The sequence below is a fragment of the Pseudomonas sp. S37 genome, from assembly GCF_016658545.1.
Lineage (GTDB): Bacteria > Pseudomonadota > Gammaproteobacteria > Pseudomonadales > Pseudomonadaceae > Aquipseudomonas.
Map to the genome: position 1 here is coordinate 1 of NZ_JACVZC010000084.1, position 20009 is coordinate 20009.

A 20009-nucleotide genomic window follows, 5' to 3' on the forward strand; every position below is an offset into this window, starting at 1 on the left:
CCCCTAGCACCAACCGCAACGCCCCCTCCACCGCCGTGTCATGCATCACCACCCCATGCCGCCGATATCGCTCGACCACCTGCGGGTGCGGGTGCCCAAAGCTGTTGTTGCGCCCCCGCGAAATCAGCACCCCACGCGGTGCCGTGGCACGAACGAATGCCTCACTGGAGGAACTGCGGCTGCCATGATGGGGTGACTGCAGCCAGTCTATGCCGGGCGAGTCGGTAGCCGCCAGCCAGGCACGCTCGGCCCCCGCCTCCATATCACCCGCCAGCAGCAGCCGTTCGCCCTGCGCCTCGACCAGCAACACGCAGGATCGGTCATTGCTGCTGCGCCCATCAGCCCAGCGCCACAGCGAAAAGCGCACACCGTCCCAGCCCCACTGCTCGCCACTGACGCAGGGCTGCAGCTCTACCTCATCCAGTTCTTCCCCCCCAATTACCCGCCTGACCGGCAGGCCACGCAGGATCGCCGCAGCCCCCCCGGCATGATCAGCATGGGCATGGCTGACCAGCATCAGGTCCAGGCTAGCCACCCCCAGCTTGCGCAAGGTCGGCAGCACCACCCGTTCCCCCAGGTCACTTTCGCCCTTGGCCGGCCCAGCGTCGTAAAGCAGGTTGTGATGACGGGTACGCAACAGCACCGCCAAGCCCTGGCCGACGTCCAGTTGCAAGACCTCGACCTGCCCGAAAGGTACCGGCTCCCGCGGCACCCACAACGCCAGCAACATCACCCCACCCAAGCCGCGCAGCGGCACGCCACGAGGCAGCAATACCAGCAAGGCACCCAGGCAGACCAGCATCCAGGCCCACAGTGGCAAAGCTGGCGGCACCCACGCCGGCCGTTGCTGCGCCACCAGCGCCAACCCGCGGAACAGCACATCCAGCAAGCCACCCGCCAGCCACAAAAGCGCTTCCCCTACCCCGGCAAGCGGCAGCAGCAAGGTACCCAGCAATGCCAACGGCAAAACCGCCAGGCTGATCCACGGTACCGCCACCAGGTTGGCCAGCGGCGCACTCAGGCTCACCGGCAACCCTACGGCCAGCAGCACCGGCAGCAAGCCGATGGCGATTACCCACTGCGCCCGCGTCCAGGCCTGCCAGGGCCGCCAGCCACCCAGGCGGGCGCTGAAGCAATAGATAAGCGTGGCAACAGCACCAAACGACAGCCAGAAGCCGGGCAGCAAGACCGCCAGCGGCTCGACCAACAAGACGGCAACCAGCGCCAGCAGCAATGGCACAAAAGCCCCAAGGTGACGAAAGCGCAGGCGCCAGAGCAGCACCACGGCCAGCATCAGGCAGGCGCGCTGTACCGGCACGCCGGCACCGGCCAGCCAGCCGTAGGCCAGCGCAGCACTCATGGCCAGCGCGCAGGCCCAAGGCAACCACGGCAACCGCGCTGGCCACAGCCCCCAGCGCGCCAACCCGGCGACCAAGCCATACAGCAAACCGGCCAGCAGGCCGATGTGCTGGCCCGAGATCACCAGCAGGTGCACCGTGCCGGTGGCCTGCAATGCCTGCCAGTCTTCCCGCGCCAGGCCCGCCCCGTCGCCAAGCACCAGTGCCACCAGCGCCGCCTCCCGACCATTGGCCTCGACCGCCAGCAGGCGCTGACGCAGTGCATCGCGCCAACCCACGGTGGCAGGCGCCAGTAGCTGCCCGGCCTTGACCGTGCCGGTGGCACCGATCCGTCGCGCCAGCAGCTGCGCCTCACGGTCCGGCCCATGCGGGTTGAGCAACCCGGCCGGGCGCTGCAAGGTCACTGCCAGCCGCCACTGCTCGCCGGCAAGCACGGCTGGCCCGTTGAACCAGCTCAACTGCAGGCGTTGCGGCAGCTCAGCACGCCGCGAGTGGGCGGCCTCCAGTTCAAAGCGCACACCTTGCGCCGTGCGCGCCGGTAAACCAACCACCCTGCCCTCCAGCCACAACGTACGGCCATCAAGCACAGGCGCCAGGCGATCATCCAGCGCTTGCTGCGCCGACCAACAGGCCCAACACAAGCCCAGCACAAAACAGCCCAACGGCCATACGCGAGTAAACAGGCAACCGACAGCCAGCACCGCCAGCAGTAACAGCCATCCGACCGATGGCAATACGGGGAGAAAGCCCAGGCACAGCAGCCCGAGTGCGAGCGCCAACATCCCTGTGCGCATGAGGTAGAGCTCCAGAAGCAAAATCACCTTCTGAGGCATAGCCCAATTGCGGGCAATGCTTGCTCAACAATTGTCACAAACTCTAAACGAGGCTGAACGGGAATACGGGCATACTGCCCGGATCAACGCCCCGGGAGCCCACATGCCGCGCCGCCTGTTCAAACGCTACATGCCGGACCCGACCAGCATTCGGGAACACAAGTCCTTACGCTTTTTCGGCAAGTTGCTGCACGACCCCAACCTGTGGCACCTGAACCGCCATTCGGTGGCGCGGGCCATGGGCGTGGGCCTGTTCGCGGCGCTGATCCCGATGCCGGCGCAAATGCTGCTGGCCGCCGCGCTGGCCATTCCGGTGCGCGGCAACCTGCCGATTGCGGTCAGCCTGGTGTGGCTGACCAACCCGCTGACCATGCCGCCAGTGTTCTTCGTCACTTACATGACCGGCGCCTGGCTGATGGGGGTACCGCCGCGCACCCTGCCCGACGAGCTGACCTTCGAATGGATCACCGACCAGCTGGCGACGCTGTGGCAACCCTTCCTGCTCGGCTCGGTGGTGTGTGGCGTGGTGCTGGGCATCGTGGGCTACTTCGCCACCATGCTGTACTGGCGCTGGTGGGTGGGCCGGCAATGGCGTCGCCGCCAATGCCGGTGCAAGGCCTCAGGCGCGCATGCCGCGGCCGCTGACCAGCAGGCGCACACACAGGGTGTAGAGCACGGCAGTGGCCACCAGCATGAAGGTGATCGCCGTACCAATACTGATATCCGACACCCCTAGAATGCCGTATCGGAACGAGTTGACCATGTGCAGCACCGGGTTGGCCAGCGACACGGTCTGCCAGAACGGCGGCAGCAGGTTGATCGAGTAGAACACCCCGCCCAGGTAGGTCAGCGGCGTCAGTACGAAGGTCGGAATGATCGAAATATCGTCGAAGTTGCGCGCGAACACCGCGTTGACGAAGCCCAGCAACGAGAAGATGGTGGCGGTCAGCAGCACCACGATCACGGTCACGCCCAGGTGGTGCACTTGCAGGTCGGTGAAGAACATCGACAGGATGGTCACGATCACCCCCACCGCCAGGCCGCGCAGCACGCCACCCAGCACATAGCCGACGAGGATGGTGTGAGGGGATACCGGCGACACCATCAGCTCTTCGATCGAGCGCTGGAACTTGCTGCCGAAGAAGCTCGATACCACGTTGCCGTACGAGTTGGTGATCACCGACATCATGATCAGCCCCGGCACGATGTACTGCATGTAGGTGAAGCCGCCCATGTCGCCGATCTGCCGGCCGATCAGGTTACCGAAGATGACGAAGTACAGGACCATGGTGATGGCCGGCGGCAGCAAGGTCTGCGGCCAGATGCGCAAGAAGCGCCGCACTTCACGGTAGACGATGGTGTTCAGGGCCACCCAGTTGGTGCGCAGCTCCACACTCATACAGCCACCTTCGACAGGTTTTTTTCCACCAGGGACACGAACAGCTCCTCGAGTCGGTTGGTTTTGTTACGCAGGCTTTGCACTTCGATATTCTGCAGCGCCAGCTGGCCGAACAACGCGGTAATGCCGATGTCCTTGTCCACCTGCACTTCCAGGGTGTGCGGGGTCAGCAGCCGGCACGGGTACCCCTGCAACACGGGTGCAGTAGCCAGATCCTGCTTGATGTCGAGGACAAAGGTTTCGACATGCAGCTTGCCCAGCAACTGGCGCATGCTGGTGTTCTCGACGATGGTGCCGTGGTCGATGATGCCGATGTTACGGCACAGCTGCTCAGCCTCTTCCAGGTAGTGGGTGGTGAGGATGATGGTGATGCCTTTCTGGTTCAGCTCGGTGAGGAAGCTCCACATCGAACGGCGCAACTCGATGTCCACGCCGGCGGTGGGCTCGTCAAGAATCAGCAGGCGCGGCTCGTGGATCAGCGCGCGGGCAATCATCAGCCGGCGCTTCATGCCGCCGGACAGCGAACGCGATGGCACGTCACGCTTGTCCCACAGGCCCAGCTGGGTCAGGTACTGCTCGGCGCGTGCCTTGGCGATTTTCGGCGGGATACCGTAGTAGCCGGCCTGGGTCACGACGATGTCGAAGCACTTCTCGAACTGGTTGAAGTTGAATTCCTGCGGCACCACGCCCAGGCAGCGCTTGAGCGCCGAGGGCTCGCGGTCCAGGTCGTGGCCGAACACGTTGACCGTGCCGCTGGTCTTGTTCACCAGGGTGGAAAGGATGCCGATGGTGGTGGATTTGCCGGCGCCATTGGGGCCGAGCAAGGCGAAGAAGTCGCCTTCGGCGACATCGAGGTCGATGCCCTTGAGGGCCTGGAAGCCGTTGCCGTAGGTCTTGGTCAGCTGTCGGATGGACAGGGCGGAACTCATAGCGGGTCACTTACCGAAGAAAAAGGTGCAGGACACGCCAGGCAAAATCACTGGCGCAGTGAGTGCGGCCAATGGTGCTTGGCCTGGCCGCACAAGTACAGTCATGTGTATTGATAGTGACTATCGAAACAGCCGTGGTGTTCGATCAGGTCAGCGCAGTCATCACCGCAGCCTGGTAGGCCGGGCGCGCCTTCAGGCGTTCGTACCAGGCCTCCAGGTGGTGCATGGCCGGGCGTTCGATGGGCATTTCGAACCAGGCATAGACGAAGCTACCCAGTGGGATGTCGCCCATGCCGATCTGGTCACCGGAAAGATACGGCTGTTTGGCCAGGGTTTCATCGGCAATGGCCAGCAGCTGGGCGCACTGCTTGTGCGCGGCGTTGATCGCCACCCAGTCGCGCTGGTCTTCCGGGGTGCGCAGCAAGCCCCAGAACAGCGGGCGGAACGGCGTGGCGAAGGATGAGGTGGTCCAGTCCATCCACTTGTCGGCCAGGGCACGCTGGCGCGGGTCTTCCGGGTACCAGCCCTGTTCTGCGCCGTATTCGGCGCACAGGTAGCGGACGATGGTGTTGGACTCCCACAAGGTCAGGTCGCCGTCCTCCAGCATCGGCACCAGGCCGTTGGGGTTGCGGGCGCGGTAGTGCGGCTCGTTGACCACGCCAAAGGCGCCGCCGGCGTCGATGGATTCGAAATCCAGGCCCAGTTCGTGGGCGATCCACAGCGCCTTGCGCACATTGCTTGAATTCTTGCGGCCCCAGATCTTCAGCATGGCAACGTCCTTATGAATGCGGAGGTGGCACAGTCTACTCCAGAGTTTTGTCGCCTGTACGGGCCTCTTCGCGGGTAAACCCGCGCCTACAAGGATCGCGCCATACCTGAGGGCGGTGATATCCCTTGTAGGAGCGGGTTCACCCGCGAAGAGGCCAGCACAGGCGAACACCGCACTGAAACTCCCACCGCCACACCCTGTCACTGTTCTGACCCTGCCGTTCCCGGCGTTGCGTCTAAGCTATCCGGGACGGCTCAAGCCCCCCTGGTTCCAAGGAGGACCGATTATGTTGCTGTTGTGGTTGGTAGTGTTGGTGATCGGCGCTGCGTACCTCACGCACCGGCGTCTGGCGCCCTTGCAGATTCTCGGCATCATGGCGGCCTATGTGCTGCTGATGGGCATTTTCAGCAGCGCCCCTGGCTGGTTGCTGGCCCTGATCTGGCTGGTACTTGCGCTGAAAACCGCCCTGGTGGCGCTGCCGGAGTGGCGCCGCAAGGTATTTACAGGCCCGGTGTTCCAGTGGTTCCAGCGTACCCTGCCGCCGATGTCACAAACCGAGCGCGAAGCGATCGACGCCGGCACCGTGTGGTGGGATGGCGAACTGTTCAGTGGCCGCCCCGACTGGCGCATCCTGCTTGACTACCCGGCGCCGAAGCTGACCGAAGAAGAACAAGCCTTCATCGATGGCCCGACAGAAGCGCTGTGCACCATGGTCAGCGACTGGCAGATCGGCCAGGACATGGACCTGCCGCCGCAAGCCTGGGCGCATATCAAGGACAATGGCTTCTTCGCGCTGATCATTCCCAAGGAATACGGCGGCAAGGGCTTTTCGGCCTATGCACACTCCCAGGTTGCGATGAAGCTGGCCACCCGTAGCGGCGATCTTGCCTCTACGGTGATGGTGCCCAACTCGCTCGGCCCGGCTGAACTGCTGCTGCACTATGGCACCGACGAACAACGCAACCATTACCTGCCGCGCCTGGCTCGCGGCGATGAAATCCCGTGTTTCGCGCTAACCGGCCCATTGGCCGGCTCCGATGCAGGGGCCATGCCTGACACTGGGGTCATCTGCAAGGGCCAATGGCAAGGCGAGGAAGTCATCGGCCTGCGCCTGAACTGGGAAAAACGCTACATCACCCTGGGCCCCATCGCCACGCTGCTGGGGCTGGCGTTCAAGGCCTACGACCCGGACCACCTGCTAGGCGAGCAGGAAGAACTGGGTATCAGCCTTGCATTGATACCCACCGACACCCCCGGCGTGGACATCGGCAAACGCCACCTGCCGCTGGGCGCCGCCTTCATGAACGGGCCAAACAGCGGCAAGGACGTGTTCGTGCCGCTGGACTTCCTCATCGGCGGCCAGGCCATGCTCGGCAAGGGCTGGATGATGCTGATGAACTGCCTGTCGGTGGGCCGCTCCATCTCACTGCCCGCCGTAGGCACCGGCGCCGCCAAGTACACCAGCCTGGTCACCGGCCAATACGCCAACATCCGCGAGCAGTTCAATGTGCCGCTGGCGGCCTTCGAAGGCATTCAGGAATCGCTGGCACGCATCGGCGGCAACGCCTGGCTGATGGACAGCGCCCGCCTGCTAACGGCCAAGGCCGTGGACCTGGGCGAAAAACCCTCGGTGCTGTCGGCGATCCTCAAGTATCACCTCACCGAACGCGGCCGCGAATGCATCCAGCACGCCATGGACGTGCATGGCGGCAAGGGCATCATCATGGGCCCGAACAACTACCTGGGCCGCAACTGGCAAGGGGCGCCGATCTTCATCACCGTCGAGGGCGCGAACATCCTCTCGCGCAACCTGATGATCTTCGGCCAGGGCGCCATCCGCTGCCATCCGTTCGTGCTCAAGGAGATGGCCCTGGCAGGCCGCGAGGACCGCGACCAGGCGCTGCGCGAATTCGACGATCTGTTGATGAAGCACATCATGTTCGCCGCTGGCAACGCGGCCAGCACGCTAGTGTTCAACCTGGGGTTGGGCCGCCTGGAAAGCGTGCCGGGTGACGCGTTAAGCCAAGGCTACTTCCGTGCGCTCAACCGCCAGACGTCAGCCTTCGCCCTTTTGGCTGACCTGTCGATGATGCTGCTGGGCGGTGCCCTCAAGCGCCGCGAGCGCCTGAGTGCCCGGCTGGGTGATGTGCTCAGCTACCTGTACCTGTCCAGCGCTGCGCTCAAGCGCTACCACGATCTCGGTTCACCGGAGTACATGCAGCCATTGCTGCGCTGGGCCATGGAAGAAAGCCTGGGCCAGGCGGAAAAGGCCCTGGACCAACTGCTCGACAACTTCCCCAACCGTTTTGTCGGCTGTGCGCTGCGGGTGCTGGTATTCCCCTTCGGCCGCCTTCATACCGGGCCGAGTGATGAACTGGACGCGGAAGTGGCGGCATTGATCGGCCGCAGCAAGGGCGATCCGGCACTGGAAGAGCTGCTCGCAGGCTGCTACAGGCCACAGGCCGAAGGCGACCCGGTAGCAGCGCTGCAACGGGCCTGCGACTTGCTGAATGAAGCGGCGCCACTGCACAAGGCGCTGCATCAGGCAATCAAGGAAGGCAAGGTACGCCCGGCAGCTGGGCAGTCGTTGATCGACGCAGCCGTTGAGGCCGGTGTATTGCAGCCTGGCGAAGGGCAACGGTTGCATGGGGCGGAACAGGCTCGTCGGGCAGTGATCGATGTGGATGCCTTCGACAAGGCGCAGTTGCTGCCGGAGCCAGGTAAGGTGCGCTGAACCAAGAGGCCGCTTTGCGGCCTCTTCACCAACGGACGTATACTCCGCGCCCCGTTTCAACCACCCCGAGGACCGCCCCATGGCCACCCCCCACCTGGAATACCACCTGCACCTGCTGAACCACCTGCGCACCATCCTGGTGGCCCTGGGTGAAGCCGAGCAGGTACCGGAGGAAAGCCACGCCCTGTTCCTCGAACGCTTCGACGAGCTGCTGACCCTGCTGCCGCAAGACCCGCTGGCAAGCCAGTACCTGGGCCAGGACCTGATTTGCCAGGTGATCCAGCGCTACCCGCAAATCGCCCACCTGGTACCGCGCGACCTGCTGTGGTTCTTCGCGGGCGACTGCCTGCACTACATGCCTGACGAGGAGCTGGAGGTGTACCAGCAACTGGAAGAGCGCCGCTACGAGGCCGAGCAGAACGGTGAACCATTCGACTGGCACGCTGAAAAGCAGTTGCTGAACCCGGCAGGCCCAACGTCCCGCCATTGATCTGCCTGGCACCTGGCCATCCGCTGGCCAGGCACCTGCCGAATTTTCAACATGCTTTTACCACTGTGGCCTACATCCGCTGCGCCCCCCTATCCGTACGCTGTGCTCGTTTCAAGGATGCCTCGGCAACCTGAAATGCTGCGTGCCCTGCACGCAACCAGCCAACCTTTCAACGTACGGATTGAACAATGAAAAAAACTCTGATGGTGCTTGCCCTGGGCTTGGCAAGCAGCACCGCCTTTGCCGATGAACGCGGTCAAATTCTCTTCAAGGGCAATATCAACGGCGGCGGTACCTGCCCAATTGAAATCGTCGTACCGGGCGCTGGCCCAATTGGCGCGGTTGAGCTGGAAAACTGGCCAGTCAAGTATTTCGACAAGAACACTTCTACACCAGACATCGCATTCGCCCTGCGCGTGGATGCCGACGTTTCCGGCTGCACGATTCCTACGGGTTACAAATCCAAGGTGACCTTTGACTCGCACCACGGCGACGCAGGCGGGTCTGGCGAGTTCTATGCCATTCGCACGGGTGGTGCGGGTGGCCTCGCCCTGGAGATCAAGGATGATATCTACGACTCGATTCCTCCGCGCACCGAATCCAAGGAGTACGACGTGGCATCCACCGGCGTAACGGACTTGAAGTTCTTCGCCTCCTACGTGAAGACCGGTACGGTGACCGAGGGTATTGCCAATGCCGACGTGAACTTCATGGTCACGTTGCCTTGATGTTCCTCCAGGTGCCTTCGTGCACCTGGACTCCCCAGCTTATTCTCTAGGTCACTCCCATGTTTCCCGTCACCCGCACTTCCACGTTGCTGGGCGGTTGCCTGCTGCTTCTGGCCTGCATGCTCGACAGTGCCCACGCCGCCCTTACCATCAGCACTACCCGCATTGTCTACGAGGGCCCCCAGCGCAGTACGTCGGTGGTCATCGCCAACCCTGGCAAACGCCCCTATGCCGCACAGGTCTGGGTCAACACCGCAGCCGATGACAGCACCACGGCAGTGCCGTTCATGACCGCCCCGGGCTTGTTCAAGCTGACCGCTGGCAGAGAGCAATCAGTGCAGATCAGTGGCTTGCCCAACGACCTGCCACAAGACCGCGAATCCCTGTTCTTCTTCAACCTGCAGGAAATCCCCCAGGCGGTCGGTGAGCAGCGCAACGCCCTCAACATTGCCCTGCGCACGCGCATCAAGCTGTTCTACCGACCCAGCCAGGTCAGTGGCGACCCTGTGCGGCAACTGAAAGAACTGCAAGCCCACAGGGTCCAGGTTGCTGGTGTACCCCATCTGCGCATCCACAACCCCACGCCCTACCACTACACCTTCAATCGCCTGGAGGCGGTGAACGGCAAACAAAACCACCCGCTGGCCAACGCCGACATGCTTGCCCCACTGAGCGAACAGCTGTTCGCCCTGCCGGTCACGGCCAAGCAGGTGCTCGTCAGCGTCATCAATGACTACGGCGGCACCAGCGAGCCCTTGACCCTGCCTGTACTCGACGCGCCCTGACACCGACCGGCACGCTCCAGGAGCACCCGTATGCCCAATTTCCCCCTTTGCCGTGGCCGCCATCGCTTGCGCCGCGCTTGCCTGCTGCTGGCCACCCTGCCGGCGGCAGCGGCCTACGCCGAGCCGGAAGCACCTGGTGAAATCGAATTCCAGGCCGGCTTCATGTTCCAGCACCCGGGCCAACCGGCAAACAGCGCACAACTGGCCCTGAGCCAACTGGCGAGCACGGTTGACCTTGCACCTGGCACTTACCGGGTCGAGCTGTCGGTCAATCTCGAGTACGTGGGCCAGCGCGAGATCGCCTTCGAGCTCGACAGCAACGGCAAGCAATTGCAGCCTTGTCTGTCGCCGACATTGCTCGGTGAACTCGGCCTGCGCCTTGATGGCTTGCCAGACCCTGCCCTGCTCGAACAGCCTTGCCTGGACCTGCCTGCCGTGGTCCCTGGCGCCCGCGTGGACTTTGACAGTAGCCGGCTGCGGCTGGCGGTATCGATCCCACAGATTGCCCTGCGCCGTGACATCCGCGGGCAAGTGGACCCAGCGCTGTGGGACAGTGGCATCACCGCCGCATTCGTCAACTACCAGGCCTCGACCCTGCAGGGCCAGAACCGCGGGCAGGGGCACTTCGACAGCCATGACCTGTACCTGAACAGTGGCGTGAACCTGGCCGATTGGCGCCTGCGCAGCAACCAGACGTGGCGCCAGGACAGCCAGGGCCACCGCGAATGGACCCGTGCCTACACCTATGCGCAAACCGACCTGCCCGGCACTTGGGGCAACCTGACGATCGGCGAAACATTCACCGACAGCGATGTATTTCGCGGCATACCGGTAATCGGGGTACGCCTGGCTTCGGACTTCGACATGCTGCCCGACACCCATCGCAGCTATGCGCCGACCATCCGCGGCGTGGCCCAGACACGGGCCAAGCTGGAAATCTGGCAGAACGGCTACCCGCTCTATTCCACCTATGTCAGCCCAGGCCCCTATGCCATCGATGACCTGGCCGTCGGCGGCACCGGCGAACTGGAAGTGGTGCTGACCGAAGCCGATGGCCAGGTCCGCCGCTTCATTCAGCCGTATGCCAACATCGGCAACCTGCTGCGCCCGGGCGTGGCCCGCTACAGCACCACTGCAGGGCGCTACAACCCCACAGGCGACCTGCAGACGCCGCAGTTGTGGCAAGGCACCCTGGCGCTGGGCACCGCCTGGAACACCACCCTGTATGGCGGCCTGATGGCCAGCCAAGGCTACCGTGCCGAAGCGTTGGGTATTGCACGCGACCTGGGCAGACTGGGGGCAGTGTCATTCGACGTGACCCACTCGAACAGTGCGTTTGCCAGCCCACAGGCCCGCGACCTCGACGGCATGAGCTACTCGTTCAAGTACAGCAAAACCTTCGGCATGGGCACCAACCTGCGCTTCGCCGGCTACCGTTATTCCACCGAAGGTTACCGCGACTTCGAGCAGTGGGTACGCCAACGCAGCCACGACCAGCAGTTTCGCGGCGGCCAACGCCGGCGTCTCGAAGCTTCGCTGTATCAGACGTTTGGCGAGCGCAGCTCGGTGAGCCTGAACCTGACGCAGCAGGACTACTGGCAGCGTCAGGATGTGGAGCGCCAGTTCCAGGTCAACCTCAGCACCTCGCACCGCGGTGTCAGCTACCACCTGTATGCCTCACAGTCACTGCAGGACAACGGCTACGGCAAGGACCGCCAGGTCGGCCTGAGCCTGTCATTGCCGCTGGCATTCGGCCGCAGCAGCAACATGAGCATGAACACCCAGCACACGCGCAACGGCTCCCGACAGCAAGCCAGCCTGACCGGCAGTTACGACGAGCAATTGAGCTATAACCTCAGCGCCAGCCGCAACGAACGCCAGCAGCACGACTTCACGGTCGGCACCGGCTACCAGGCGGCACATGCCACCCTGGGTGCCGGGCTGAGCAAAGGCGAGGGCTACCACAGCCTGTCACTGCACGCCAACGGCGCCTTGCTGGTGCATGCGGACGGCATCGAGGCCGGCCCTTACCTGGGTGAAACCATAGCCCTGGTGGAGGTGCCTGGCATCGCCGACGTGGGCTTGCAGAACACGACAGCCGTGCGCACCAACGCCAAAGGTTATGCGTTGCTCCCCTACCTGCGCCCCTACAAGAGCAATTCGCTGGTGCTGAACACCGACCGCCTCGGGCCAGACGTGGAAATAGACAACGGCACCGCCCAGGTCGTACCCCGCCGTGGTGCAGTGGTAAAAGCCACATTCCAGGCCCGGCGGGTAAACCGCCTGGTGCTCACGACCTTGCTGCCCAATGGCCAGCCCCTGCCATTCGGTGCCCAGCTGGCAGACGCCTCGGGCGAAGTGCTGGGCATGGTTGGCCAGGCCGGCCAAGTCATCCTGACGACCAGCCTGGAGGCACAACAGCTCACCGCACACTGGGGCGACGACGTTGCCGCCCAATGCAGCGTGCACCTGGCCCCTTCGGCCATGCCTGAAGCCCAAGGCTACCGCCTGCAGACACTGACGTGCCTTTGACCCCCATCTCGCAACACGCTACGTGGTGAACCCGTTCGCCACGTAGCGCCAGGACCGCGCCCATGAAACTTCTTCGTCATACCCTGTGCCTTGGCCTGCTCGCAGCCCCCGAGCTAGCCCTCGCAGACCCGAACAATTACTGCAAATGGAGCGGCACAGGCCCCACACCCATGGTGTTCACGCGCAATCTCAATACGCTTCACATCGCCAAGGATGCACCGTTAGGCTGGGTGATCGGTGAAGTAACAGGCGGTTTCACGCTTGCCGATGGTGGCGGTAACCTGAAGCTGAGCTGCAATACGGACGGTAACCCTTCAACGCCCATGCGCTTCAGGTTCGTGGCCCAGGCACCGATCTTCCCAGACCCTTTGCCACCCTTCGAAGACGGCCACGTACTCAAGACAAACATCGAAGGCATCGGCGCTCGCGTGAAGCTCTCAGCTCCGTTTGACGGCACAGCTGGCAACTACTTCGTCCCGGACCTGGGACATACGCTGGTGCCCTTCAGCACCAGCCTGACCAAGCCGATCGGCTTCGATGTCGATGTCGGCAGGCTGCTCTTCAACGACATAACCTTGATAAAGACTGGCGACATTGCGCCAGGCCTGTACACCGTCAATGCCCCGCTGTTCCGCGGCATCCAGGACTTCGAAGGCATTGGTGAAGTGCTCGAATACCGGGTAACCGCCAACGTCGTCCAGGCGCAATGCCAAATCATCGGCGACCCGGTAAAGCCCAACCCGGTAGACCTGGGGTCGTGGGAACGCAGCGACTTCACCGGCCCGCCGTTCACCACCCGCACCGCAGGCTTCGAAATCGCCCTGACCAGTTGCCAGACCGACCCTGCAGGCCTCACCCAGGTATCGATCGAACTGGACCCGACCAATGGTTCACGCCCGCTCGACCCGGATAACGGAATAATGAGCCTGAGCAATGATGATACCGACGACGCCGGCATCGCCATTCAGGTCGTCATGGAGGGTGGCAGCCCGCTGCCCCTGAACCGTGAGGTAACCTTGCTGCCGATCAGCCCTGGCAGCATGGCTTTGAAGTTTGGCGCCCATTTCATACAGACCGCGGCAAAGGTCAGGGCTGGTGAAGCCAAAGGCGCGGTGAACTTCACGCTACGTTACCGCTGAAATGCCCCCGGCCCCTGTTGCAGGGGCCGGGAGCGAACATCAGGCATTACCCGCTGAGGGTGCCACTCAAGATGTCCTTGGCATCGTAGTTATAGTGCTGAGTTTCACCGTCACGCGTGGCCGTCATCAGCTGGTTCAACGCGTTATAGGTCATCGTCAGGCCCTGGTCATCATCGGTCATGTTGCCGTAGTCGTCGTATTTGAGTTCGAACACTTGCGGTGAGCCGCCTGCAGGAACATGTGCATAGCCAGTGAGCTGCGCCGGATCGGCAGCATTCGTGAATTGAAATTGGGTCCTGTGCAGTTTCTTGTCGGTGTCCGTCGTGGTCAGGGTTTTGATGTTGTTGAACGCATCGAAAGTGAATACCTGGCTGTAAATCTTGTTGCGCCACGAGTCTTCTGGCGGTTGCTCCGGCATGCTGTTGTCATCCTTGCCCTTGCACGTATAAACCGTCAGGCGATCGCTGGTATCGTAGTCATAGCGTTCGTCGCGCAGTACCTTTTCATTATCCTCCGGTCCTTCGGTCAAGGTACGCTGGCTCATGCCGTCCACGTCGTTGTACCACTGGCGCAAGGTCTGAATCACATCGCCAAAGTCGAAGGTACGGCGGCTCTCCCGCTCGAAATCGTCATACTTGAGTGTTGTGACCAGTTTTTCCCCTCCCCCCTCGGTGGTATAGGATTCGGTACGGCCAAAGTCATCGTACGTGAAGGTGGCCGTGACGCCGGCCAGGCTCGTGTACTCCAGCCTGCCATACTGGTCATATCGGTAAAGCTGTTTCTGCTTGAGAACATCGGTATAACTTTCCAGCCGGCCGAGCAAGCTGTAGCGGTAGTTCATTTCAAACAGTTCGCCGTCGATGGTCCGGGTTTCAGTGTCGACTTCTCCTGTACTGAAGTAAGTGCGATGCACCACATGCCCCGGCACCTCGAAATCGGTCAAGCGGGCATTGTGCGAGTCAAAAATATATTTCGCGGTGTCCATCTCGATGCCGTTGATCACACGCTTAACAGGCTCTTCGCCCAGGGCTGGCACATAGTCATATTCAATGACGTCGAACTGGGCAGGGTCGCGCTTGTACTTGGTCGCCTTCCACGGCTGGCGCTCACCCTGCCGGTATGCGAACGTCTGCTTGCGCCCACCGGTCGTCTCACTGTCCCGTCGGCCAAGGCCATCGAAGGTCTGCAGGCCAAGCACCTTGCCTGCAACCGAGATTTTCGTAGGCAGGTCATCAGCACTGTGGCTGGCATACTCGCGCGTGACCATATCCTTGCTCGGCAGCTGATGGGTAACCAGGCGATCGAAAATGTCATAGCGGTATTCGTTGACACGAAGCTTGCTCAACCCGACCGTCTCCTTGGCCGACCGACCCAAGCCATCGTACTCGTTCACGGTCAGGCTGTTCGGCTTGTTCTCGCGATCAAAGCGCTCCACACGTACCGGTTTTTCGAACAAGTTAAACCAGGTTTCGGTAACGCCAGTCTTGTTGCCTTTGGCGTCCTCGCGCCAGGCATACTGCACCGGCCCTCCCTTGTAGCGCGCATTGCCGAAGGGGTCTGTCTGCTCAACGGTCTTGACGCCGTCCGGTGAGGTGACACTCAGCAGTTGTCCCCAGTCGTCGTAGGCGAATGTGCTTTTCAGCTTGAGCAGCTTTTTGTCCAGCCAGTCGATTTCGGCTTCACTGGCGAGATCGCCAAATACCGAGTGGCTGGCCTCATAGCGCAGGTAGAGTTTGTCTGTGCCCAGCGCCATCAGGTTATCCTTGTCCTGACGATATTCCTCGATGGGCCGCTGCAGGCCGTCGAGCAGCGTGCGGGTTCGCACGTCCTTGACGTCCCAAGCCTCCTGGCTGGCCTGCTGGCCCAGCTCTGCACACAGCTCGTACGCATAGCGACGTTCGGCCTCATAGGCTTTTTCGGGCGCCACGATCTCGCGCACGGTTTGCCGCAAGGTGTTGTACTCGTAACGAATTTCGACGCCCTGGTCATCGCTGTTTAACAGTGGCAAGTCGTGCAACACCGAGTGCTCGGTTGTGATGTCCTTGTAATGCCCGTCAAAGCCGGTCAACTTCTCTTTGGTCTGAAGCACCATCTCGCCTGCACGGGGGCTGGCGACATGAGCAGCATTGCGGTTCGACCGCCCCTTGGCTACATACGGCAGCAAGTCGTACGCGTAGGTCGAGGTTGTGGCTTTACCGCCCATGGTCATGACTTTGCTGACAACCCGGCCAAACTTCCAGAGTTTGTCTGTTGATCGCTCATAATCATAAACCGTGCGTTGCCGTTCGGTTTCCGAACTGCCTTTTTCAAAGAGTGTTTCGTAGCCCACGACATACCAGGGGTCGAGGCTTGGGCGATCACCGCCGGCCAAGGCTGGCAACGTCTCATAGAAATAACGGTTGATAACGGTGACAGCCTTGCCAGCCGCCGACGCGGCCGGGATGACATGCTTTTCCTTCAGGTGCCGAATGAAGCCTTCTGGGTCTTTGGGGTGACCCTCGGCCTGCTCGTCAGTGGCATACCAGACGTACTTCTCCTCAACGCCATTGGCTTGCACAAGAGACAGCAAGTTACCCTGGCTGTCATAAGCGCTAGTCTCAACATCCGCCGGGCGATTGGGCGTTGTACCGCTCAGCCACGAGAGGCGACTGGTCTCGGTTGGCAACTGGAAATTACGCGGCAAATCCTTGAACGCGGTGGGTGTTTCCGGCAGGTTGTACTTCAGCACGGTCTGGCTTACAGACTTACCCCGCGTGGTCTTTTCCAGCGTCGACAAGTGGAACTGGTTGAAGCGACGCTCGATGCTGCGTACCAGTTTCTCGTTCTCGTAGAGCGACTCCACTGACCCGTAGCTGTAATTGCCCACGTATTGGTAGAGCGCATCCTGAGCGTTGCCCTTGGTCCAGTCGATGTCCAGGCCGTAACCGAGGAAGTTGTGTTTTACCGGGTTGTCAGGGTCGTTCGGGTAGGTGTAGCGCACATCTTCAACTGGCTGACCATGCCCAGGGTCTTTTTTATGGCCTGTGACGCGCGGTAGTGCCTTGAGCGTGCTTTTCGTTGGGAACAGGTGGCCTTCGTCCTGGTAAAGCACCGTTTCCACAGCGTTGGTCGGTGTCTCTACGCGGTTGATGCAGTAGAAGTCGTTTTTCTTCTCGTACTTCATCCGCCAACTGCCACGCTTCTTGGGGTCTGGGTCGGACGGCAGGACAATTCGCTCAACCAGCGCATCGGCCCCCAAGGCGAACTGGTATTCGGCCAGCCCCCCACCCACACCATCCGGGTAACCCAGCACCCTGACCGATGAGCCGTCACGGATGATCTGCAGCAGCGGTTCATTATCGTCCTGGCGAACGTATTGCAGCAGCGGGCTGCCGTTGAAGGTGGTGTAATCCAGGTGTGCGCCATGCCCTTCCGGGGAATAGATGTGTACCGGTACGGCAAGCGCCTGATCAGCAGAACCGCGCACCTCGAGAATCTCGACCAGGCCAGAGCGGTGAACCACACGCCAGGCATTGCTGCCATGGCGATACAGGTGAAAGCTCTGCAACTTCTGCTCGGTCATGGTCAGGCGCTTGGTGACAGTGTCCTCACCATCGACCTCGAATGCCTCGCCAGTGCTCAAGGTGATCACGTTACTGCTCGGAGAAAACTGGGTAAGTTGCAAGTTCCAGCCCGTTCCATAGCCGGAATCACGGCGATTGAGCGGGCTGAAGAAAAGATGCAACGGGAATGCAGGACCTTGCAGGTTGTTGCATTTGATGTCAGGCAGTTCAATCGCCATGGTGTACTGCCCGGTACGAGGATCGACACCGTTGCGCAGGTAACTCATGAAATTGAAGGCGTTGGATGAAACAGCAGTTGAACTTGACATATAACCTCCAAATTCAATAGTTGATTTTTACGCAAGAAAGCTTGCCTTCGATGTTGCCACCTTCATCTCGGGTACTTTCCAGCCTTACACCACCGGCATCAATAATAGTCTTGTCCGGGCGGCCTCTGAGCCCTGGGATTGATATCCAGCCGGTCGTCGTCGGCTGCCTTGTAGTGCGCAGCTTGAAGATCCAGCGCGTTTGAGAGTCCGGTCTGCACTCACCGGGCTTAAGCTGCGCCGCATCTGACCTCAATTCAAAAATTACCGCAGAAGGTGCATTCTCCACTCGAAACCAACTGTGCACATCATTGTTACAACTCGCATCATTAGTACGGAAGTTATAGATATGCTCGGCATTGTCACTTTTGATAGGTAGCGTACATTGCTGCCCACCCGGCTCGCCATTCTCCAACTTCTGGGCAAACATGATAGTCCCCCCCGTAGGCACTTCTTCCGCTGCTACCATATTGCTAAAAGCCACCCCACTCATTAAGGCAGCCACCAGCAGGAACATTTTCTGCTTCATCACTGTGTTCTCCATACGCGATAAATTAAACTTTCAGCCAGCCAGTGCAATTCAAGCCTTAGGCCGCACCAGTTCCCAGGCCACTACGTTGCGATTACCCGACTGACCTTTGGCACCATAGGAAAACTCAACATGGTGCACATTACCCTGCTCATCGACTAACTTGATAACCAGCGGCTGCGCCAGGTGCGCCTGTTCACCCAAAGGTTTATAAGCAACATCATCCTTGCGATCGTTGCATATCACCGCCATGCCACTGCTGAACGCGGAGGGTTCAACTTCCGCCTCCCACACTTCAGTGGAATCTGAAAATACCTCATTGAGGTCTTCGTCAAACTCAATGACCCGCTCGGGTTGCGTATTGGCCTCTTGCTTTTCCAGCCGGTCGTCAAAGATGAAACCGGTGTAGCTGGCCATGATTTCATTGGGGTGCTCATTCTCCCAACGAATCATCGACTCATTCGCCTTCGTCTTGATGCTTCCATCAGAATTCATATCAGTGATCTGAGCCGTCAAGAAGTCAGCACTCAAAAACCTGAATCGCCAGTAATCTCTTGAATTGTATTCAAGATAGTATTCATCTCCCGGTCGCCCTTCAGGCCCAGGCTCTATACCCTTCACTCGCTTGCGCTCCATCGAGTACTGCTCACGCTGGTAAGTCGGCAGCCGCGCTACATTCACCTGCACGGTTCCGCTTGTTGGGTCCTGGTCCAGGGAAGTGAACTCCCCGCCTCCGTCCTTGGTAAACCTGGCATAGAAGCTGGCGGCCACCGCGCTCGGATCGTTCACATGCAGATAGCGTGTTGCATATATCGTCGACCCCGGCGATTTCAGACGCCGGTCGTGCGGGTCGTCCTTGAAGGCCAGCTGGCCATATTGTTTGAAGGCATTCGGCAGGGTACGGGTTGCATAGACCTGATCGTCTTCAATCCCCTGGCTGGCCTCGGGCAGTGCGGGCACGTCGTCGTTGGACTTTAGCTCGACCAGCATCAGGCTGGCCTGCTCGGTAGGTGTCAAGCGATAGTCCTTGCCGTCACAGGCGGCAGCTCGAGGCACCCAACAATCTGGCTGTGTTCGCTCCGGTAAGCAGCCAGCCCGTGGAGTTCTCGATCATTCAGCAGAATGTGCTGCTCAAGCCTCGTCAGGAATTGCAGTTCACCCTGGATACCGTAATCCCCAATGTCGTATGGACGGTGGTGCCATTGCCTGGCAGTTCCGGAGAGTGGGGCACCATCGATGCCGCCACGGGGGTGTACACCGCACCGACTGCGAACAGGATGGGGGCACTGGAAACCCGGGTGCTGGTGGTCGCCACTGACCCGGCAACGAGTGCCGAGAGTGTTTCCAAAGTCACCGTGTTGACCAAGGGTGTAACGCTTAACCCCCTGATTCATGTTACCCACGCCAATGCTCACGAAGATTTCCAGGTCGCGCTCACCGCCGGTGCGCTGGATGGCGATGAGTTCAAGTGGCAACTGGTTGCCGATGAGCAGGGTGGAGGGGGCATTGATCGCGGCGCGATAGGCCCGACCAACCTCTACACGCCGCCTGCCAAACCTTTGCCTGACATTACCTTCACCGTTGATGAAGTCAGGGTTGCCGGTAAGAGCGGCGAGAGTACCAGTAGCGTGCTGCTGGTCGAGCACAAGTCGCCGCTCCTTCAGGTACTGATCGACCCAGAACTGCAACCGGAATTCGGCGTGCAATTGCAGGCTCGGTTAAACGGGCAGCCAATCTCAGGTGTGACGTGGTCGAAGTACATCGGCAGCCCGGGCTCCCTTGACGAGCAGACTGGCGTGTATGCGCCCGACGTCTATGCACCAGAGCGTTTCGCACTGTTATTCGCCAAGGTCGAATTCGAGCCCCTCGGAACTTTGGAGGGCTGCGCGCCAATGACCTGAGGGAGATCGACTTTC

At 61.1% G+C, this 20009-nt stretch carries 14 protein-coding genes and 1 pseudogene; 8 read left to right on the forward strand and 7 right to left on the reverse strand.

The window, feature by feature from the left end; all coding sequences use genetic code 11:
- Positions 1–2152, reverse strand: a 2152-nt coding sequence (locus tag IAE39_RS20920; protein ID WP_201206084.1) for a DNA internalization-related competence protein ComEC/Rec2, incomplete at its 3' end; no start/stop codon positions are given.
- A 142-nt stretch (positions 2153–2294) separates the two neighbouring features.
- Between IAE39_RS20920 and IAE39_RS20925 the strand changes: the two are divergent.
- A pseudogene (locus tag IAE39_RS20925) lies at positions 2295–2801 on the forward strand (DUF2062 domain-containing protein); the annotation flags it as partial.
- Between the two features lie 9 nt (positions 2802–2810).
- Here the strand turns inward: IAE39_RS20925 and IAE39_RS20930 are convergent.
- From IAE39_RS20930 to IAE39_RS20940, 3 genes are all read right to left on the reverse strand, one after another.
- Positions 2811–3590, reverse strand: coding sequence for an ABC transporter permease (locus tag IAE39_RS20930; RefSeq protein ID WP_201206088.1), 780 nt, complete (start codon positions 3588–3590; stop codon positions 2811–2813).
- Entirely contained in the window at positions 3587–4519 is a 933-nt protein-coding gene (locus tag IAE39_RS20935; RefSeq protein ID WP_201206090.1) for an ABC transporter ATP-binding protein, read from the reverse strand. Before IAE39_RS20935 ends, IAE39_RS20930 begins: the two co-directional genes overlap by 4 nt.
- A 145-nt stretch (positions 4520–4664) precedes the next feature.
- Positions 4665–5288 carry a glutathione S-transferase gene (locus IAE39_RS20940; RefSeq protein WP_201206092.1) on the reverse strand — a complete coding sequence of 208 codons (624 nt, stop codon included), beginning with the start codon at positions 5286–5288 and terminating at the stop codon, positions 4665–4667.
- A gap of 286 nt (positions 5289–5574) precedes the next feature.
- Between IAE39_RS20940 and IAE39_RS20945 the strand changes: the two genes are divergently transcribed.
- The 6 genes from IAE39_RS20945 to IAE39_RS20970 all read left to right on the forward strand — a co-directional run bounded on the left by IAE39_RS20945 (position 5575) and on the right by IAE39_RS20970 (position 13696).
- Positions 5575–8022 (forward strand): acyl-CoA dehydrogenase, encoded by a 2448-nt coding sequence (locus IAE39_RS20945; RefSeq protein ID WP_201206094.1) that lies wholly within the window; start codon positions 5575–5577, stop codon positions 8020–8022.
- A gap of 79 nt (positions 8023–8101) precedes the next feature.
- Positions 8102–8512 carry a PA2817 family protein gene (locus IAE39_RS20950; RefSeq protein ID WP_201206096.1) on the forward strand — a complete coding sequence of 137 codons (411 nt, stop codon included), beginning with the start codon at positions 8102–8104 and terminating at the stop codon, positions 8510–8512.
- Between the two features lie 188 nt (positions 8513–8700).
- Positions 8701–9240 carry a fimbrial protein gene (locus IAE39_RS20955; RefSeq protein WP_201206098.1) on the forward strand — a complete coding sequence of 180 codons (540 nt, stop codon included), beginning with the start codon at positions 8701–8703 and terminating at the stop codon, positions 9238–9240.
- A 59-nt stretch (positions 9241–9299) separates the two neighbouring features.
- The gene (locus tag IAE39_RS20960; protein ID WP_201206100.1) at positions 9300–10025 is read left to right on the forward strand and encodes a fimbrial biogenesis chaperone; all 726 of its coding nucleotides are present in this window, start codon (positions 9300–9302) and stop codon (positions 10023–10025) included.
- Between the two features lie 30 nt (positions 10026–10055).
- Positions 10056–12557, forward strand: coding sequence for a fimbria/pilus outer membrane usher protein (locus tag IAE39_RS20965; protein ID WP_201206102.1), 2502 nt, complete (start codon positions 10056–10058; stop codon positions 12555–12557).
- A gap of 62 nt (positions 12558–12619) precedes the next feature.
- A complete protein-coding gene (locus IAE39_RS20970; protein WP_201206104.1) occupies positions 12620–13696 on the forward strand; it encodes a fimbrial protein in 1077 nt (358 codons plus the stop codon).
- 46 nt (positions 13697–13742) lie between these two features.
- Here the strand turns inward: IAE39_RS20970 and IAE39_RS20975 are convergent, their stop codons facing one another.
- From IAE39_RS20975 to IAE39_RS20985, 3 genes are read right to left on the reverse strand one after another with little or no spacing between them, the layout of a single operon-like run.
- Positions 13743–17567 (reverse strand): RHS repeat domain-containing protein, encoded by a 3825-nt coding sequence (locus tag IAE39_RS20975; RefSeq protein ID WP_201206106.1) that lies wholly within the window; start codon positions 17565–17567, stop codon positions 13743–13745.
- A gap of 13 nt (positions 17568–17580) precedes the next feature.
- The gene (locus IAE39_RS20980; protein ID WP_201206115.1) at positions 17581–18093 is read right to left on the reverse strand and encodes a hypothetical protein; all 513 of its coding nucleotides are present in this window, start codon (positions 18091–18093) and stop codon (positions 17581–17583) included.
- A 51-nt stretch (positions 18094–18144) separates the two neighbouring features.
- Positions 18145–19110, reverse strand: coding sequence for a hypothetical protein (locus tag IAE39_RS20985; protein ID WP_201206117.1), 966 nt, complete (start codon positions 19108–19110; stop codon positions 18145–18147).
- An 80-nt stretch (positions 19111–19190) separates the two neighbouring features.
- On the opposite strand from IAE39_RS20985, the gene IAE39_RS20990 reads away from it, so the two are divergent.
- The gene (locus IAE39_RS20990; protein ID WP_201206119.1) at positions 19191–19994 is read left to right on the forward strand and encodes a hypothetical protein; all 804 of its coding nucleotides are present in this window, start codon (positions 19191–19193) and stop codon (positions 19992–19994) included.
- The last annotated feature ends 15 nt before the right edge of the window (positions 19995–20009 follow it).

Coding starts and splice junctions, on each gene's coding strand:
- IAE39_RS20930 (WP_201206088.1), bottom strand. CDS start 3,590: ATGAGTGTGGAGCTGCGCACCAACTGGGTGGCCCTGAACACCATCGTC.
- IAE39_RS20935 (WP_201206090.1), bottom strand. CDS start 4,519: ATGAGTTCCGCCCTGTCCATCCGACAGCTGACCAAGACCTACGGCAAC.
- IAE39_RS20940 (WP_201206092.1), bottom strand. CDS start 5,288: ATGCTGAAGATCTGGGGCCGCAAGAATTCAAGCAATGTGCGCAAGGCG.
- IAE39_RS20945 (WP_201206094.1), top strand. CDS start 5,575: ATGTTGCTGTTGTGGTTGGTAGTGTTGGTGATCGGCGCTGCGTACCTC.
- IAE39_RS20950 (WP_201206096.1), top strand. CDS start 8,102: ATGGCCACCCCCCACCTGGAATACCACCTGCACCTGCTGAACCACCTG.
- IAE39_RS20955 (WP_201206098.1), top strand. CDS start 8,701: ATGAAAAAAACTCTGATGGTGCTTGCCCTGGGCTTGGCAAGCAGCACC.
- IAE39_RS20960 (WP_201206100.1), top strand. CDS start 9,300: ATGTTTCCCGTCACCCGCACTTCCACGTTGCTGGGCGGTTGCCTGCTG.
- IAE39_RS20965 (WP_201206102.1), top strand. CDS start 10,056: ATGCCCAATTTCCCCCTTTGCCGTGGCCGCCATCGCTTGCGCCGCGCT.
- IAE39_RS20970 (WP_201206104.1), top strand. CDS start 12,620: ATGAAACTTCTTCGTCATACCCTGTGCCTTGGCCTGCTCGCAGCCCCC.
- IAE39_RS20975 (WP_201206106.1), bottom strand. CDS start 17,567: ATGTCAAGTTCAACTGCTGTTTCATCCAACGCCTTCAATTTCATGAGT.
- IAE39_RS20980 (WP_201206115.1), bottom strand. CDS start 18,093: ATGAAGCAGAAAATGTTCCTGCTGGTGGCTGCCTTAATGAGTGGGGTG.